This is a genomic window from Rhizobium altiplani, assembly GCF_001542405.1.
GTDB classification, from domain to species: Bacteria; Pseudomonadota; Alphaproteobacteria; order Rhizobiales; family Rhizobiaceae; genus Rhizobium; species Rhizobium altiplani.
The window spans coordinates 177,392-191,410 of sequence record NZ_LNCD01000124.1 but is presented as its reverse complement, the minus strand read 5'-3'; the positions used below and the strand labels follow the sequence as shown (position 1 = coordinate 191,410).

Sequence of the window (14,019 nt, the reverse complement as noted above, 5' to 3'; positions counted from 1 at the left end):
GTCACCAGACGAAAAGGCCGGCGATGTTTCCATCGCCGGCCGCAGTTGTGGGGTTCGGGCAGTCTTTTTCTTTAGTCCTCGTTCGCCGCAAGCTGCGACAGAACCTCGCCGCGTCCACGCAGGCGCAGGATCAGCGGGATGATGAAGGCGGCCGCAGCAACGATGAGCAGGCCGGCCGCGATCGGCGACATCACCAGCGTCGTCACGTCGCCCTGACTGATCGCAAGCGCGCGGCGCAACTGTTGCTCGGCCAGCGGGCCAAGGATGAGGCCGACAACAGCAGGCGCGATCGGATAGCCGAAGAGCCGCATGATGTAGCCGAGGATGCCGAAGGCGAGCAGCATGCCCAGTTCGAAGACCGACGGGTTGGCGCCGATCGTGCCGAGTGTGGCAAACAGCAGGATGCCGGCATAAAGCCACGGCTTCGGGATCGTCAGCAGGCGCACCCAGAGGCCGATCAGCGGGAGGTTGAGCACAAGCAGCATCGCGTTGGCGATCAGCAGGCTGGCGATCAGGCCCCAGACGATCTGCGGGTTGTTCGCAAACAGCAGCGGGCCGGGCTGCAGGCCGTATTGCTGGAAGCCGGCGAGCATGATCGCGGCCGTCGCCGTCGTCGGCAGGCCGAGCGTCAACAGCGGCACCAGGGTCCCTGCCGCCGACGCATTGTTCGCGGCCTCCGGACCAGCCACGCCTTCGATTGCGCCGTGACCGAACTCCTCGGGGTTCTTCGCCAGGCGCTTTTCCGTGGCATAGGAAAGGAAGGTCCCGATCTCGGCACCGCCGGCAGGCATCGCGCCGATCGGGAAGCCAATCAGCGTGCCGCGCAGCCACGCCTTCCAGGAACGGCCCCAGTCCTGCGCCGTCATCCACAGCGAGCCTTTGACCGCCTCGACCTTCTCCTCGATGCTGTTGCCCTGGGCGGCGATATAGAGTGTCTCGCCGATCGCAAACATCGCGACCGCAAGCGTCGTCACCTCGACGCCATCGAGCAGATCGGGGACGCCGAAGGAAAGACGCGCCTGTCCTGTCTGCTGGTCGATGCCGACCATGGCAAGGGCAAAGCCGATGAACAGCGATGTAAGCCCGCGCAGCGCCGAATCCCCGAAGGCCGACGAGACGGTCACGAAGGCGAGTACCATCAGCGCAAAATATTCACGCGGCCCGAAAATCAGGGCCAGCTTGACGATGTAGGGAGCGATGAAGGCAAGGCCGAGCGTCGCGATCAGGCCGGCGACAAACGAACCAATCGCCGCTGTCGCGAGCGCCGGCCCGCCGCGGCCCGCGCGGGCCATCTTGTTGCCCTCAAGGGCCGTAACGATCGAGGCGCTTTCGCCAGGCGTATTGAGAAGAATCGACGTCGTCGAGCCGCCGTACATGCCGCCATAATAGATGCCGGCAAACATGATCAGCGAGCCAGCCGGATCGAGCTTGTAGGTAACAGGAAGAAGAAGGGCGACGGTCAGGGCGGGGCCAATCCCCGGCAGCACGCCGACCGCGGTGCCGAGCGTCACGCCGACGAGCGCATAGAGCAGGTTCATCGGCTGCATGGCGACCAGGATGCCCTGGAAGAGGAATTCGAAGGTGCTCATCGCATCCAATCCTAGAAGAAGATGTGTTCGAACGGCCCGGCCGGCAGGGTCAACTGCAAGAGCTTTGCGAAGATCACCCAGACGACGAAGCTGAAAGCGATGCCCGCAGGGATCGAGATCCAGAGCTTGCGGCGTCCGAAACCGGCAGCCGTAAAGGCAAAGAGAAGGCCGGTTGCGATCGAAAAGCCTGCCGTCTTGAGAAGCAGCATCTGCGCGGCAAGGCCGGCGACGACCCAAACTACAGGCGCGATTTCCTGATGCTCGCGCTCGGGAAACTCGCCACGCCAGGCTTCGAAGATGGTCCAGATGCCGAGGCCGATCAGCCCGAAGGCGACCACCTTGGGCGCAGTTGCCGGACCGATGCGGTCATACTGAGCAATGGCGCGCATATGCGAGGCATCCCAAAGCATGACGGCAGCGACGACGAAAAGACAGATGGCAATGACCAGCGCCGCCCAGTCAGGGCGGCGCTTCGTTGCCAAGGGTTCGTTACCCCTGCTCATTGAACAAGTCCGATCTCTTTAAGGATGCCTTCGGTAGCCGAAACGTCCTTGTCAAGCTGCGCCTTGAAGGCGTCGCCGGCGAGGTAGGTGTCAGCCCAGCCCTTGCTCTTCAGGATTTCCTGCCAGCCGGCGGACTTCGAGAGCTTATCGAAATCAGCGGTGATTGCAGCCGTCTGCTCGGCCGAAAGACCAGGGGCGGCGGCAACCATGCGCCAGTTCTCGACAGCGACATCGAGGCCCGATTCCTTCAGCGTCGGCGCGTCGACACCCTCGATGCGCTTGTCGCTGGAGACAGCCAGGAGCCGGAGCTGACCAGCCTTCACCTGCGATTCGAATTCGCCGTAGCCGGAAATGCCCGCGGTCACCTGTCCGCCGAGGATAGCGGCCAGGGCTTCACCGCCGCCGGAGAAGGCGACGTAGTTGATCTTCGTCGGATCGACGCCGGCAGCCTTGGCAATCAGTCCGACCGCAATGTGGTCGGTACCGCCTGCCGAGCCGCCACCCCAGGAAACCGAACCCGGATCCTGCTTCAGCTTGGCAACGAGATCGGCCATCGTCTTGATGTCGGACGCAGCCGGGACAACGATCGCCTCATACTCGCCGGTAAGGCGGGCAATCGGCGTGACGTCCTTCAGCGTGACCGGCGACTTGTTGGTCAGGATAGCGCCGACCATGACATAGCCGCCGACGATCAGTGCGTTCGGGTTGCCGTTGTTCTGGCCGGTGAACTGCGCGAGACCGATGGTGCCGCCGGCGCCCGGAACGTTCTGAACCTGAACGTTGCCTGAGATGCCTTCCTTCTGCATCACGGTCTGCAGCGAGCGGGCCGTCTGGTCCCAGCCACCGCCGGGAGCGGCCGGCGCCATGATGGTGTAGTCCGCCGCATAGGCCGGCAGGGCGACCGCAGCCGCGAAAATGGTTGCAAGAAGAGTATGCTTCACGAGTGTGTCCTCCGTGTGCGCGGCTTAGAAACCGCGCGTTGTTCTCGATGGAATCGGGAAGGACACCGCAGACGGACTCCAAGGTCCGATATGGCTGGCAAGCTCCTCCCGAAACTTCACCTCTCCGCCTCCACGGAGCTGAAGTTCTGCAAAGCGGACCACAACAAGCTGTCATTTAGCTGACATCGATCAACTATCCAGCCCGCGATGACACTTTTTTGCCGCAATTACCCTGGGCGAAAACAGACGCAAAATGCCACCATCCGTGGAACCTGGAGGCGGTTTGTGCGTTATGGCGCTCAGGAGGATTGCCCCATGAGTTCTCACGTCGATAACAAGCAGATCGAAAATGAGGGCTTACGCCAGGTGTGGAGTGTGCACGATTTTGCACGCCGGCACCGGTTGGACGAGCAGGAGGAGAAACGTCTTCGCTCGCTCTTTGGGTCATACGCGACGAAGCAGGAACTGCTGGCCAACGCCCAGCGGCCCTGCATCTTCCGCTAATCATCCACGGCGATTTTACTGCGTCCGCAGCACTTCGTTCCAGTGCGCGATCAATCGCGCGCGCTTCACCTGGTCCAGGTAAACCATCAAGCCCGGGCTGACAGGCACCGGCCGCAACTGTGCGCCCAAGAGCTCCTGCATCGTGTTGGCGGTATTCTCGCCGGCGACCTCCGGGCTGACAGCGGGAATCTGCAACTCCCGCGCCATGATCGTCTGGCCCTCCTTCGACATGAAGAAGGATAGATAGCGCCGTCCGAGTTCCGGTTCGCCCGCCGCCTGCGGCACCAGGCCGATGCGCGACATCACGACCGTATAGTCTTTCGGCAGCACGATCCCGACATCGGGATGACGCTTGGCCCAATCGGCGGCGTAGGACCCGAGGATGTTGTAGCCGAGCACGAAGCGGCCGTCCGATACGCGCTCCAGGATGGCCGAACTGGTGGAGTATAATTTGACGCCGGCCGCCCCCATCGCGCCGATAACGGACCATATGTCACCGAACTGTTCCTGGTCGCGTGCCATGAACAGGAAGCCGACGCCGGAGCGCTCGATATCATAGGTGCCGATCCGCCCATGGATCGCGTCACCCTTGCGCTTGAGGTAATCGACGAATTCCGCCCGCGAACTCGGCGGCGGCTCCGTCACGAAGCTCGGCTTGTGGTAGACGAACACCGCCGGCTCGAAGGTCAGCGCGTAGGCGGTGTTGCGCCAGTTGGCCCATTTCGGCCAGCGCGCGCTCATCGGCAGGTTGCTCACCTGCGCATAGCCGTCGTTGGAGAGCTTGACCTGCAGATCCATGGCCGAGGAGAAGGCGAAGTCCGCAGTGCGTTGGCCGGCATCCGTCTCCCGCACGATGCGGTCATAAATTTCCCCGGTCAGCATATCCTCGTACCTGACCGCCACGTCCGGATTGGCTTCCTGGAACCCACGGATCATCGGCTGCGCCAGTGGCTCGTCGAGCGATGAATAGACAACCAGCGTCGGGGCCTCGGCATTGCCGGAACGCGCCGGGTAGAACACCTCATCCGCAGTGGCTAAGCCGGGACAGAGCAACAGGCACGCAAGTAAAGAAAGTCTCCTCATGAGAGGACAATGCACCAGCAACCGGGATCCGGCAAGCGAGCCGCATCCACCCGCAGCGCCCCGAAGGCTGCTGGTACGACCGCAGCAGCAGCACACTCACCAGACACAAAAAATGGCTATGACATCTTCGCCGCCACCCTGTATCCTCTTCAAAAATCAAGGGAACATCCGTGCGCATTCTATTGGTGGAGGACAATATCGCGCTGGCCGACGGGCTTTCGGCCATCCTGCGAGGCACCGGCCATGCCGTCGACGTCGTGCATGATGGCGCCTCCGCCAACGCTGTCACGGCGGCCGAGAATTTCGATCTCGTCGTGCTCGACCTGAACCTGCCGGAAATGGATGGCCTCGAGGTGCTGCGCGCCATGCGCGCCAGGCAGAACCAGTCGGCAGTCCTGATCCTGACGGCGCGCGGCACGCCGGAAGAGCGCGTCAAGGGTCTCGATCTTGGTGCCGACGACTACCTTATCAAGCCCTTTGATATCTCCGAATTCGAGGCCCGCGTCCGCGTGCTCCTGCGCCGCCAGGCGGGTCTGCATTCGGCGACTGTCAGTTTCGGCGGCCTTTCACTCGATCTCAATTCACGCGCCTTCTCCGCCGGCTCGACGCCGCTCGACATTCCCGCCCGCGAACTCGGCCTGCTGGAAATCCTCTTCATGCGCGCCGGCAAGGTTGTCGCCAAGGAAGCGATCATTCAGTCGCTGACCGCCTTCGACGACGACATCTCGGCCAATGCCATCGAGCAATATGTCAGCCGCCTCAGGAAGCGCCTGTCGCCCTATGGGCTGACGGTGAAGACTGCGCGCGGCATTGGCTACTATCTCGACAAACTGCCAGAGGCCTCATGACAACGGCCTATTCGCTCCGACGAAGACTCCTGTTCTGGCTGCTGATCTCGACCGCCATCATCGGCATGGTCGCGCTCGCGGACACTTATCGCGAAGCGGTGCAGACCTCCAACATCGTTTCGGACCGCGTGCTGGCCGGCTCGGCACTCGCCATCGCCGAACGCGTGGTCGTGGCGGAAGACGGCACTCTCGAGGTCGACATCCCCTATGTGGCCCTTGAGATGCTGACATCGGCCGCGCAGGACCGTGTCTTCTATCGCGTCGACGGACCGCCCGGAAAATTCATCACCGGCTATCAGGCGCTTCCGGTCCTCGCCGAAACCGTAGGCGACACGGCAGGCTTTGCCGATGATACCTTCCGCGGCGAACCGATCCGTGTCGCAACGCTCGAGCGGTCAGCCTCAACAGGCATTCGCTCCGTCCCCTTCGCCGTGACCGTTGCCGAAACCACGATCGCCCGCCGTCAGCTCGCCCGCGCCATCCTCTTCCGCTCGGCGCTGCGTCTCTCCCTTATGATCGCCGGCGCCGCCGTCATCGTCTGGATCTCGGTCACGGTCGCGCTCCGTCCGCTGTACAAGCTGCGCGATGCGATCGGCGAACGCAGTCCCGACGACCTGCACCCGATCGAACAGGCAGTACCAAGCGAGGTCCAGCCGCTCGTCGATACCGTCAACGGCTTCATGGTGCGCTTGCAATCGGCGCTCGATGCACTTCGTAACTTCACCGGCAACGCCAGCCACCAGCTGCGCACGCCGCTTGCGATCATCCGCACGCAGCTCGCCCTCTCCGCTCGCGCGAGCACATTGGCCGAAGCGCAGGGCTCCGCCCTGAAAGGCGATCAGGCCGTCGCCCATGCCGAACGCATCCTCGCGCAATTACTGCTGATGGCGAAAATCGACGCTGCAACGGCGAAGGAGGCGCTGACCGCATCGTCGATCGACCTGACAGCCATTGCCCAGGACATCACCGGAGAACTTATCCCGACCGCCGCCGAGGCCGGCATCGACCTCGGCTTCGAAGGCGACCGCCCTGCCCTCGTCCATGCCGAGCCGCTGCTGATCGGCGAACTCTTGCGCAACCTTGCCGGAAACGCCATCGCCTATGCCGGCAAGGGCGCTGAGGTGACCGTTCGGATATCCGCGACCGACGATGCCGTCCGCCTCGAAGTCGAGGACAACGGCCCCGGCATTCCCGCAGAGAAGCTCGCGGCCGTCCGGCAGCGCTTCTCGCGCGCCAGCAACTCCGGCGCGCCGGGCGCCGGGCTTGGCCTGCCGATCGTCGAGGAAATCGCCGGCCTCTTCAACGCATCGCTGACGCTGGAGCCCGGCGCACATGGCAGGGGTCTCACGGCCTCCGTGACGTTTGCGAAGGCGACGTAAAGGCTTAGCCGGCTCGGCCTTACCGCCTTGCATTCTTTCGCTGCATTGCACACACTACCCTTCGGGAACAGCAAATGCCGTACAACGATACGGCAGCGGATAAGGCCGTCCATGTCGATCAAAGCCAGCATCTATCACCTGACGCATTACAAATACGACAAGCCGGTCCGCCTCGGACCTCAGATCATACGCCTCAAGCCCGCGTCGCATTCCAAGACGCGGGTGATCAGCCATTCGCTGAAGGTTTCGCCGTCGAACCATTTCGTGAACCTGCAGCAGGATCCCTACGGCAATTATCTGGCCCGCTACGTCTTCCCTGACCCGGTGACGGAGTTCAAGATCGAGGTCGACCTCGTCGCCGACATGACGGTCTATAACCCCTTCGATTTCTTCATCGAGGAGAGCGCCGAGATGTGGCCCTTCTCCTATCCCGAGGAGATCAGGGACGACCTGAAGATCTACATGCAACCGCAGCCGGTGGAGCCGGCGCTGGCTGCCTATCTCGCCGGCATCGACCGCACTCCCATGCGGACCACCGACTTCATCGTAGGGCTGAATGCGCGGCTGAAGAACGACGTCGAATACGTCATCCGCATGGAGCCCGGCGTCCAGACGCCGGAGGAAACGCTGAAGCTGGCGCTTGGCTCCTGCCGCGACTCGAGCTGGTTGCTGGTCGAGATCCTGCGCAATCTCGGCTTCGCCGCCCGCTTCGTCTCCGGCTATCTCATCCAGCTCACCCCCGACCTGAAGGCGCTCGACGGGCCCTCCGGCACCGAGGTCGATTTCACCGACCTGCACGCCTGGTGCGAGGTCTATCTCCCCGGCGCTGGCTGGGTCGGCCTCGACCCGACGTCTGGCCTGCTCACCGGCGAAAGCCACATACCGCTCGCCGCCACCCCGCACTACCGAAATGCCGCGCCGATATCAGGCGCGCTTTACGGCGAGGCCAACACCGAATTCGCCTTCGAGATGAAGGTCTCGCGGGTAGCGGAGCACCCGCGCATCACCAAGCCTTTCTCCGACGAAAGTTGGAAGGAGCTCAACGAGCTCGGTGCCAAGGTCGATAGCATCCTGCAGGCCGGGGATGTCCGCCTGACCATGGGCGGCGAGCCTACCTTCGTTTCCATCGACGACTTTGAATCCGAGGAATGGAACACCGCCGCCGTCGGCCCGACCAAGCGCGAGAAAGCCGACCTGCTGATCCGCAAGCTGCGCGAGCGCTTCGCCCCCGGCGGCTTCCTGCATTACGGCCAGGGCAAGTGGTATCCCGGCGAAAGCCTGCCGCGCTGGACCTTCTCGCTCTACTGGCGCAAGGACGACAAGCCGATCTGGCGCAACCCGGACCTCATCGCCGGCGAGGGCAAGGACACCGGTGCAAAGGCAGATGACGCCGCCAACCTTTTGAATGCCATCGCCAGGGAACTGGCGATCGAGACCGACATGGTGCTGCCCGCCTACGAGGATCCAGCCGAATGGATCATGAAGGAAGGCAGCCTGCCCGAAAACGTCGACCCATCCAATTCCAAGCTGAAGGACCCGGAAGAGCGCAGCCGCATCGCCCGCGTCTTCGAACGCGGCCTGACCGTACCGACCGGCTACATCCTGCCGGTCCAGGCCTGGAACGCGCGCGCCTCTAGCACGCGCTGGGTCAGCGAAAAATGGAAGACCCGCCGCGGCAAGATCTTCCTCGTTCCCGGCGACAGCCCCGTCGGCTATCGCCTGCCCCTCGGCACCCTGCCCTATGTGCCGCCGGCGCGTTTCCCCTATATCCACCCCGCCGACCCGTCGATTCCGCGCAATCCGCTGCCCGAAGTCTTCGTGCCATCCGGCCGCGCCATGCCGGAAGCCTCCCGCCACAGCGACGACAGCAGCCAGAACCGCGTTGAGCAAACCGTCGGCGAGATCGGCGGCGCCGTGCGCACCGCAATCTCGGTCGAACCGCGCGACGGCAGGCTCTGCGTCTTCATGCCGCCGGTCGAGCGCATCGAGGACTATCTCGAACTGATCGCCGCCGCGGAGAATGCAGCGACCGAACTCGGCCTGCCCGTCCATATCGAAGGCTATTCGCCGCCGCAGGACGAGCGCATTAATGTCATCCGCGTCGCCCCCGATCCCGGCGTCATCGAGGTCAATATCCATCCCGCTTCCAACTGGCAGGATTGCGTCGACATTACGATGACGATCTACGAGGAAGCCCGCCAAAGCCGCCTCGGCACCGACAAGTTCATGATCGACGGGCGCCACACCGGTACCGGCGGGGGCAACCATGTGGTCGTTGGTGGCGCCAATCCGGGCGACAGCCCCTTCCTGCGCCGCCCTGACCTGTTGAAGAGCCTGGTACTGCACTGGCAGCGCCATCCCTCGCTCTCCTACATGTTCTCGGGCATGTTCATCGGCCCGACCAGCCAGGCGCCGCGCATCGACGAAGCCCGTCACGACAGCCTCTACGAACTGGAAATCGCGCTCGCCCAGGTCCCCGCGCCGGGTCGCGGCGCGCAACCCCTCCCTTGGCTGGTGGACAGGCTGTTCCGCAATCTGCTGACCGACGTCACTGGCAACACGCACCGCGCCGAGATCTGCATCGACAAGCTGTTTTCGCCGGATGGCCCAACCGGACGGCTCGGCCTCGTCGAATTCCGCGGTTTCGAAATGCCGCCGAACGCACGTATGTCGCTTGCCCAGCAACTGCTGGTCCGCGCGTTGATCGCCCGCTTCTGGCAGCACCCTGCGGACGGCAAGTTCGTGCGCTGGGGCACGTCGCTGCACGACCGCTTCATGCTGCCGCACTTCGTCTGGGCCGATTTCCTCGACGTGCTCGGCGACCTCAAGCAGAATGGCTTCGACCTCAGCCCGGAATGGTTCAAGGCACAGCTTGAATTCCGCTTCCCCTTCTGTGGGGAGGTCGAATACGAAGGCTCTAAGCTCGAACTGCGGCAGGCGCTGGAACCCTGGCACGTCATGGGCGAGGAGGGCGCGATCGGCGGCACGGTCCGCTATGTCGACAGCTCCGTAGAGCGCCTGCAGGTCCGGCTGGAAACCAGCAATGCCTCCCGCTACACCGTGACCTGCAACGGCCGCACGGTTCCGTTGAGCTCGACCGGCACGGCGGGCGTCTCGGTCGCTGGCGTTCGCTTCAAGGCATGGCAGCCTGCGTCGGGATTGCACCCGGTTTTGCCGGTCAATACGCCGCTCACCTTCGACATTTATGATACATGGTCGAAGCGTTCGATCGGCGGCTGCATCTATCATGTTGCCCATCCGGGCGGGCGTAACTATGAGACCTTCCCGGTCAATGGTAACGAAGCGGAAGCGAGACGGCTGGCGCGATTCGAGCCGTGGGGGCATACGGCAGGCGCATTCATTCCGCGTGCCGAGACAGTTTCACCGGAATTCCCGCTGACGCTCGATCTTCGACGACCGGTGGGAATCTAAGCACTAGGGCGAAATGGGCAAGAAACCGACGGCAGAACTGAGGGAAGAGCCAGCGATCCGCACCGGAAACGATGCCGTGCTTGGCTATACTCCTCTGCCCGGCGTCGCCGACGAGATGGTCGACACCAACGGCGCCATCCGCCCGGTCTGGCAGCGCTTCTTTTCGCATCTGAGCGGAATGCCCGAAAAGGAGCTGACCGAACGCTTCACCCGCGCCGACCGTTACCTGCGCGACGCCGGCGTTTTCTACCGAGCCTACGGCAGCACCGGAAGCGCCGAGCGCTCCTGGCCCCTCTCGCACGTTCCGGTCCTCATTGATGCGCGCGAATGGGAGGCGGTCTCGGCTGGGCTCGTCCAGCGCGCCGACCTGCTGGAAGCGATCGTTGCCGACGTCTACGGCCAAAATCGCCTTGTCGCGGAGGGCGTGCTGCCACCGGCCCTGATCGCTGCCAACCCCGAATACCAGCGTCCGCTTGTCGGCGTCACCCCGGCCGGCGGTCACTACCTGCATTTCTGCGCCTTCGAGATCGGCCGCGGTCCTGACGGAAACTGGTGGGTCCTCGCTGACCGTACGCAGGCGCCGTCTGGCGCCGGCTTTGCGCTTGAAAACCGCGTGGCGACGACCCGCGCCTTCTCCGATATATACGCCGAGACGCCGGTTCATCGCCTCGCCTCCTTCTTTGGCGCCTTCCGCGATGCGCTGCAGGGCATGAAGCACAGCGGCGACGACCGCATCGCCGTGCTGACGCCAGGCCCCGCCAACGAAACCTATTACGAGCACGCCTATATCGCCCGCTATCTCGGCTTCATGCTGCTCGAGGGCGAAGACCTGGCTGTCGTCAACGGCAAGGTGATGGTCCGCACCGTGTCGGGCCTGAAGCCGATCACCGTGCTTTGGCGTCGCCTCGATTCGGCCTATTCGGATCCACTGGAACTGAACCAGAATTCACATATCGGCACGCCCGGCCTCGTCGAGGCTCTGCGCGCCGAAAGCGTGACCATCGTCAATGCACTCGGCAGCGGCATCATTGAAACACGCGCGCTGCTCGCCTTCATGCCGACCATCTGTCGTCGTCTGTTTGGCGAAGAGTTGAAGCTCCCCTCGATCGCCACCTGGTGGTGCGGCCAGAAGGGCGAACGCGAGCATGTGGCGGCCAACATCGAAAAGATGGTGATCGGTCCGGCCTATTCGCGCGCACCGTTCTTCGACGACAGGGGCGAATCCGTGCTCGGCTCGACCTTGCGCGCCACGACCAAGGATTCGATCGGCGATTGGCTGAACTCCGACGGCGCCAAACTTGCCGGGCAGGAAGTCGTAACGCTATCGACGACCCCGGCCTGGATCGACGGCAAGCTGACGCCGCGGCCGATGTCGCTGCGCGTCTTTGCCGCCCGTACGGCCAATGGCTGGCAGATCATGCCGGGCGGCTTTGCCCGCATCGGCGGCAGCGACGATGTTTCGGCCATCGCCATGCAATCGGGTGGTGCCGCCGCCGACGTCTGGATCGTCAGCGACAAGCCGGTGGAGCAGCACACATTGCTGCCGGCGGAAGGCAGCTTCACCCGCAACATGCCGGGCAGCCTGCCGAGCCGCGCGGCCGACAATCTCTTCTGGCTCGGCCGCTACATCGAGCGCGCCGAAGGGGCGCTGCGCATCCTGCGCGCCTGGCACGCCCGCTTTGCGGAAGCCGCCGATCCGAACCAGCCCCTGTTGGCCGACGTGACAGCCTATCTGGCCGCCGTCGACATCGACACCGAGGAAGCAGTCCCGGATACGCTAATGCGCAACATCGACAGCGCCGTCTATTCCGCCAGCAACATTCGCGACCGTTTCTCGCCGGATGGCTGGCTGGCGCTCACTGATCTCGCCAAGACGGCGCGACGGTTCCACGAGACGATTTCTCCCGGCGACGATGCAAGCCACGCGATGACGATTCTGCTGCGCAAGCTCGCGGGCTTCGCCGGTCTGGTGCACGAAAACATGTATCGCTTCACCGGCTGGCGTTTCCTCTCGCTCGGCCGCCATATCGAGCGCGGGCTGCACATGACACGGCTGCTCGGGCACATGTCGGGGCCGGACGCCCCTGATGGCGCGCTCGACATGCTGCTGGAGATCGGCGACAGCGTCATGACCCATCGCCGCCGCTACAACGTCAACACCGCTCGCCTCACGGTCACCGATCTGCTCGCGCTCGATCCGCTCAATCCACGCTCAATTCTTTTCCAGATGAACGAGATCCACCGCGAGGTGGAGCAGCTCCCGAACGCACTCGTCAACGGCCAGATGTCGCCCTTCTATCGCGAAGCGATGCGGTTGCACTCCGGCCTTGCCGTGATGACGCCGGAGACGATGAGCGTCGATGTCTACCGCCGCCTCGAACGCGAGCTGGAGCATCTGTCCGACCTCCTTGCCCACACATATCTCGGATGACCCAGGTGCTTTACGATCTCTCGCTGCACATGGGCTACATCTACGACACGCCGGCCTCTGGCGCCCGCCACATCATGCGGCTGATGCCGCTGTCGCTGCCGAACCGGCAACGGCTGGTGGCCGGCTCGATCAAGGTTTCGCCGACGCCGGATGAACAGGCGCACTTCGTCGATTTCTTCGAGCACCCCGCGACTTCCTTCATGCTGCGCGCGCCGCATGAAAAGCTGGATATCCGCATGCATGCCCGCGTGCAGGTGGAGAGCCATTCGATCGCAGCGGATTTTTCCCCCGTGCTCGCAAAGCTTCCGAATGAGGTCGCAGGCGTCTGGTCGCTGAAGCCCGACGCCCCGCATCATTTCCTCGGCAATAGCCCCCGCCTTTCGGAAACACGCGCGATCTCGGACTATGCGAAGGCCTGCGCCGAACCGTCATTGACCGTGCTGCAGATCGCCACTGCGCTATGCGCGAAAATCCATCAGGATTTCACCTATGATGCCGAAGCGACGACCGTCGATACGACGCCGCTTGAAGCCTTCCAAATAAAGCGCGGCGTCTGCCAGGACTTCGTCCATGTCATGATCCTTGCTCTGCGTAGCCTCGGCATTCCCGCCGGATATGTCTCCGGATTCCTGCGCACCATTCCGCCGCCCGGCAAGGAACGGCTGGAGGGGGCGGACGCCATGCATGCGTGGGTGAGGGTCTGGTGCGGCGAAACGATCGGCTGGGTCGAACTGGATCCGACGAACAACATCCCGGCCGGCACCGACCACATCGTCGTTGCCTATGGCCGCGACTACGCCGACGTCGCCCCGGTCATCGGCGTGCTGAAGAGCTACGGCGGCCAACGCGCTGTCCAGGCCGTGGATGTCATTCCGTTGGGATAATTGAATAGCCGATAGAATTCAGATCTTTACCGTGGCGTTCATGGTGCCGCAAAAGGTCAAGGACCTCCTTGCCTCCTGCGGGACCATCCCCAGCAACGCCTATCAGCCCAATAGCATGGCTCAGCTGGTTGCGGACTTCGGCCATGGCCGCCAAGGCGACGAGCTCGCGACCCGCCTGACGAACTGGTAACAGCAAGGACCCGCAAACAACAAAAGCCGCCCCGGAACAAACCGGAGCGGCTTTTCGTTTGCCTGCAAAAACGCGCATATCAAATTCGGAAAACCGATTGAAATCAAGCTCTTTCCGCAGCGGTGCGCCAAGCCTCGGCAATTTTTTCGTTTGGGTAATTCCTTTGTTGCAAGTGCGTTGTAACGATGCATAAACTGCGTGTTTAGTGCGCGGCAAACCGATTGAAATTGGCATA

General features: G+C 63.3%; 11 protein-coding genes. 6 read left to right on the top strand and 5 right to left on the bottom strand.

Features of this window, described 5'->3' with window-relative positions:
• Nucleotides 1-71 precede the first annotated feature (71 nt).
• The 3 genes from AS026_RS31190 to AS026_RS31180 are packed head-to-tail and all read right to left on the bottom strand — an operon-like array spanning nucleotide 72 to nucleotide 3,033.
• Nucleotides 72-1,589: a tripartite tricarboxylate transporter permease gene (locus tag AS026_RS31190; RefSeq protein ID WP_018856613.1), complete on the bottom strand. Its 1,518-nt coding sequence runs from the start codon at nucleotides 1,587-1,589 to the stop codon at nucleotides 72-74.
• Nucleotides 1,590-1,600: 11 nt separating this feature from the next.
• Complete coding sequence (locus tag AS026_RS31185; RefSeq protein ID WP_018856612.1) at nucleotides 1,601-2,092, bottom strand: tripartite tricarboxylate transporter TctB family protein; 492 nt, start codon at nucleotides 2,090-2,092, stop codon at nucleotides 1,601-1,603.
• Nucleotides 2,089-3,033: a Bug family tripartite tricarboxylate transporter substrate binding protein gene (locus tag AS026_RS31180; RefSeq protein WP_025658942.1), complete on the bottom strand. Its 945-nt coding sequence runs from the start codon at nucleotides 3,031-3,033 to the stop codon at nucleotides 2,089-2,091. The genes AS026_RS31185 and AS026_RS31180 overlap by 4 nt, the downstream gene beginning before the upstream one ends.
• 315 nt (nucleotides 3,034-3,348) lie before the next feature.
• Here AS026_RS31180 and AS026_RS31175 point away from each other — a divergent pair, with 315 nt between their 5' ends.
• The gene (locus AS026_RS31175; RefSeq protein WP_025658941.1) at nucleotides 3,349-3,537 is read left to right on the top strand and encodes a hypothetical protein; all 189 of its coding nucleotides are present in this window, start codon (nucleotides 3,349-3,351) and stop codon (nucleotides 3,535-3,537) included.
• A gap of 15 nt (nucleotides 3,538-3,552) precedes the next feature.
• On the opposite strand, the gene AS026_RS31170 is transcribed toward AS026_RS31175, so the two are convergent.
• The gene (locus AS026_RS31170) at nucleotides 3,553-4,620 is read right to left on the bottom strand and encodes an ABC transporter substrate-binding protein (protein ID WP_205634499.1); all 1,068 of its coding nucleotides are present in this window, start codon (nucleotides 4,618-4,620) and stop codon (nucleotides 3,553-3,555) included.
• 170 nt (nucleotides 4,621-4,790) lie between these two features.
• Between AS026_RS31170 and AS026_RS31165 the strand changes: the two genes are divergently transcribed.
• The 5 genes from AS026_RS31165 (at nucleotide 4,791) to AS026_RS31145 (ending at nucleotide 13,594) form a co-directional block, all read left to right on the top strand.
• A complete protein-coding gene (locus AS026_RS31165; RefSeq protein WP_025658939.1) occupies nucleotides 4,791-5,468 on the top strand; it encodes a response regulator in 678 nt (225 codons plus the stop codon).
• Nucleotides 5,465-6,847, top strand: a complete 1,383-nt coding sequence (locus AS026_RS31160) for a sensor histidine kinase (RefSeq protein WP_062374414.1) — start codon at nucleotides 5,465-5,467, stop codon at nucleotides 6,845-6,847. Before AS026_RS31165 ends, AS026_RS31160 begins: the two co-directional genes overlap by 4 nt.
• 111 nt (nucleotides 6,848-6,958) lie before the next feature.
• Entirely contained in the window at nucleotides 6,959-10,279 is a 3,321-nt protein-coding gene (locus AS026_RS31155; protein WP_062374413.1) for a transglutaminase family protein, read from the top strand.
• 13 nt (nucleotides 10,280-10,292) lie between these two features.
• Complete coding sequence (locus AS026_RS31150; protein ID WP_062374411.1) at nucleotides 10,293-12,710, top strand: circularly permuted type 2 ATP-grasp protein; 2,418 nt, start codon at nucleotides 10,293-10,295, stop codon at nucleotides 12,708-12,710.
• The gene (locus tag AS026_RS31145) at nucleotides 12,707-13,594 is read left to right on the top strand and encodes a transglutaminase family protein (RefSeq protein ID WP_062374409.1); all 888 of its coding nucleotides are present in this window, start codon (nucleotides 12,707-12,709) and stop codon (nucleotides 13,592-13,594) included. Before AS026_RS31150 ends, AS026_RS31145 begins: the two co-directional genes overlap by 4 nt.
• Here the strand turns inward: AS026_RS31145 and AS026_RS41795 are convergent.
• Nucleotides 13,578-14,018: a hypothetical protein gene (locus tag AS026_RS41795; RefSeq protein WP_131815355.1), complete on the bottom strand. Its 441-nt coding sequence runs from the start codon at nucleotides 14,016-14,018 to the stop codon at nucleotides 13,578-13,580. The genes AS026_RS31145 and AS026_RS41795 overlap by 17 nt on opposite strands.
• Nucleotide 14,019 lies beyond the last annotated feature (1 nt).